Below are 2828 nucleotides of genomic sequence, written 5' to 3'. Positions count from 1 at the left end.
CACCGAGGAGCTCCGTGAGGATGTCAACCACGGTTTTATTGTGAAAAATCCGCTGGTTGCGACGGAGCGAGGCGAGCCAGAACCAGGGCTTGAGGGTCAGCCGATAACGATGGCCGTTTTCGCCCGCGCCCATCCAGCGCGCTTCGGAAATGATGCCATCGAAAGGCTTGTCCGAGCCGTCATGGGTGCGCAGCGTGACGGTGGCGTGGGTGCCCAAAAGCGCATCGAAATCAATATCATCGGCGGCAGCGAGACAGTCGACGTGGTAGCTGAAAAGCCCGTTGACCCGCTCCTCGCCTTCAAAGCGCATCAGGACCAAAACGTCCTCGCCAAGTGCGGTGGTCAGGCGACCCATGCGGGAGGTTTGAGAAAAGAATGACATGTGGGAATACCGGAATAATATGAATGAATTAGGGTGATCCTAGTTTTTAGAAGACTGAACTCAAGGGGAAAATGGAGAGAGTGGTGCCATGAGCGAGAGAACGTACTTGGTGTGAGCGGGCATATCCGCAAACCGGACATTCGTGCGCCGAGCAACGAAATTCCGGTTTCCGCCCTTGTAGTCGAGTTTAAGAACTCCACGCCCTAAATATCACCCATTCCCTCATCGAAGGTTTCGACCAAGTCGACCATCCGTGTGACGACACGCTCGGCCGAGGGTTTGCGCTGAAGAATGCCGGGAGCTTCGGTCATGATCGCAATCACCTCATCGGTCAGCGGGCGCTTGCCGGAGAACTGATATGCTTCCAGCAATCCGGCGAAACCTTGACGATCCAGTTTTTCTTCTGTGCAAATCGTTTGGAACGCCGCTTCGCGCTTCTCTGCCCAGAATTCCTCGAACGTCGCATTCGTTTGCTCGGCGCTTTTCATTGTCGGCAGGTAGGCCGTAATGAACTCCTCGATCAACTCGCGCTTGCTGCGCAGGCGGGGCTCTGACCCGAGCAGATCGAGAATGGTCTTGGTCTTGCTCGCAGTATCCAGTGCATCCTCGGCCTCCCGTTGTTCCGTGACGACGGAGGCCAGCAGAGCCAGAATATAGGCGACGTTGATGTTGTCGCGCCGGATCAACTCAAGCTCGAAATCGACCTCGTTGAGGATGGAAGCTTTCTGGTCGTCATCCTGATCCGATTTCATGCGGTCGTGGATGTCGAGATACTTGCTCTTGAAGTCTTCGAAACGCTGTGCGTCCAGCGAGAGGTCGTCATCATTGAACTCGGTGAAACTGGTCAGCACGTTGCGGATGCGGATTAGCTCGCGGAAGGCCCGAACGAACGCGAGAATGTCGTCCTCTGAAACCAGCCTGTCGACGGCTGACGGCGTCGGAGCAATCTTAAGCAATTCCATCACCGCCTCGTTGAAGCGGTCAACGTACTCTTGGTAGGGCGCGATCAGGATTGTCTCGTCGGCATCCTTGTTCGAGAACAACGCAATGGCCTCGTCCACCTTGGCCTTGAGGTTGCGGAAGCAAACGATGTTGCCTTGCGACTTCTTCTGGCCGAGGATCCGGTTCGTGCGGGAAAATGCTTGAATCAGTCCATGATACCGCAAGTTCTTGTCGACATAGAGCGTGTTGCAGGTCTTGGCATCAAATCCGGTGAGAAACATGTTGACGACCAGCAGGATGTCAATGCCCTGACCGTCAATGAAATCTTTGCGGTCACGCCATTTCATGCGCTTCGCCAGCGCCTTGTAGTAGACGTAAAAGGCCTTCCCGTCCTTCACGCTATTGTTGGTGCCGAACATCGCGTTGTAATCAGCCACATAGCCAGCCAGCTTGTCCCGGCTGTGCTGGGTGGCCGCACTGACAGGGCCACCCGTCACATCCGGCTCGCCAATCAATCCGTTGGCATCTTCGTCTTCTTCATTGGCCGCGAAGGTAAAGATCGTGGCGACCTTCAGGTCATGCTTGCCCTCGGCCTTCTTGCGCTGAAACGCCTCATAGGTCTTGGTCAGCGCATCCACGGAACCAACACACATGATGGCCGAGAAATCGCGGCCATGCGTCTTGCGGTCATGGTTCTCGATGATCCAGTCGACCACACCGTCGATCCGTTTGTCGCTCTCGAAAAACTCCTTCAGATCGAGGCCGGAAACCTCTTCGTCCCCAATGAACGCCCCGTCCTTGCGACGCAGCTTGCCCCAATACTCCACCGGTAATCCCCCCATTTTTAGAGGGGCGTATCAGTAGAATCTAAGCTGCTGTCAGTTTCTGTATCGGGGTCATGCCGCCGATGCCCATGTTTGGTCTTTCGTTGTTGTAAGTCCAGAGCCATTTCGTTGCGTGATCCTGCACGTCTTCAATGCTTTCGAAGTGGTATCGCCCGAGCCATTCGGTGCGAACTGTCCGATTGTAGCGCTCGATATAAGCGTTCTGCTGGGGCTTGCCCGGCTGGATGTAAAGCAGCCCGATCCCCGCCTTCTCGGCCCATGTTTGGAGCCTGCCACTGACATATTCCGGGCCGTTATCTACGCGAATGGCCAGAGGTTTGCCTCGCCAGGCGATGATCTGGTCCAGCGCCCGAACAACGCGCTCGGCGGGCAGTGAGAAGTCCACTTCGATGGCCAGGCCCTCGCGGTTGAAGTCATCAAGCACGTTCAATGTGCGGAATGCCCGACCGTCAGCCAGCTGATCGGCCATAAAGTCCATCGACCACACCTCATTCGGGGCCTCAGGCACGACCAGCGGTTCCGGTTTCTCGCGCTGCAGCCGCTTCCGAGGCTTGATCCGCATGTTCAGCTCCAACTCGCGGTAGATGCGGTACACGCGTTTGTGGTTCCAGCCAAAACCTTTGACGTTCCGCAGATGCAAAAAGCACAGACCAAACCCC

At 56.1% G+C, this 2828-nt stretch carries 3 protein-coding genes; all 3 read right to left on the bottom strand.

What is annotated here, in order from left to right; all coding sequences use genetic code 11:
- A partial coding sequence (locus NH195_RS13900; protein WP_274377282.1) for a contractile injection system protein, VgrG/Pvc8 family occupies positions 1-355 on the bottom strand: 355 nt, incomplete at its 3' end.
- A gap of 230 nt (positions 356-585) precedes the next feature.
- Complete coding sequence (locus NH195_RS13895; RefSeq protein ID WP_081423935.1) at positions 586-2166, bottom strand: type I restriction endonuclease subunit R, EcoR124 family; 1581 nt, start codon at positions 2164-2166, stop codon at positions 586-588.
- A gap of 25 nt (positions 2167-2191) precedes the next feature.
- Positions 2192-2828, bottom strand: a 637-nt coding sequence (locus NH195_RS13890) for an IS3 family transposase (RefSeq protein WP_066701789.1), incomplete at its 5' end; no start/stop codon positions are given.

This window comes from Celeribacter ethanolicus, assembly GCF_001550095.1.
Taxonomy (GTDB): Bacteria; Pseudomonadota; Alphaproteobacteria; order Rhodobacterales; family Rhodobacteraceae; genus Celeribacter; species Celeribacter ethanolicus.
This window is presented reverse-complemented; position numbering and strand designations above follow the sequence as displayed.

Excerpts from the sequence above, each read along its gene's own strand:
- NH195_RS13895 (WP_081423935.1), bottom strand. The coding sequence starts at position 2,166 with ATGGGGGGATTACCGGTGGAGTATTGGGGCAAGCTGCGTCGCAAGGAC.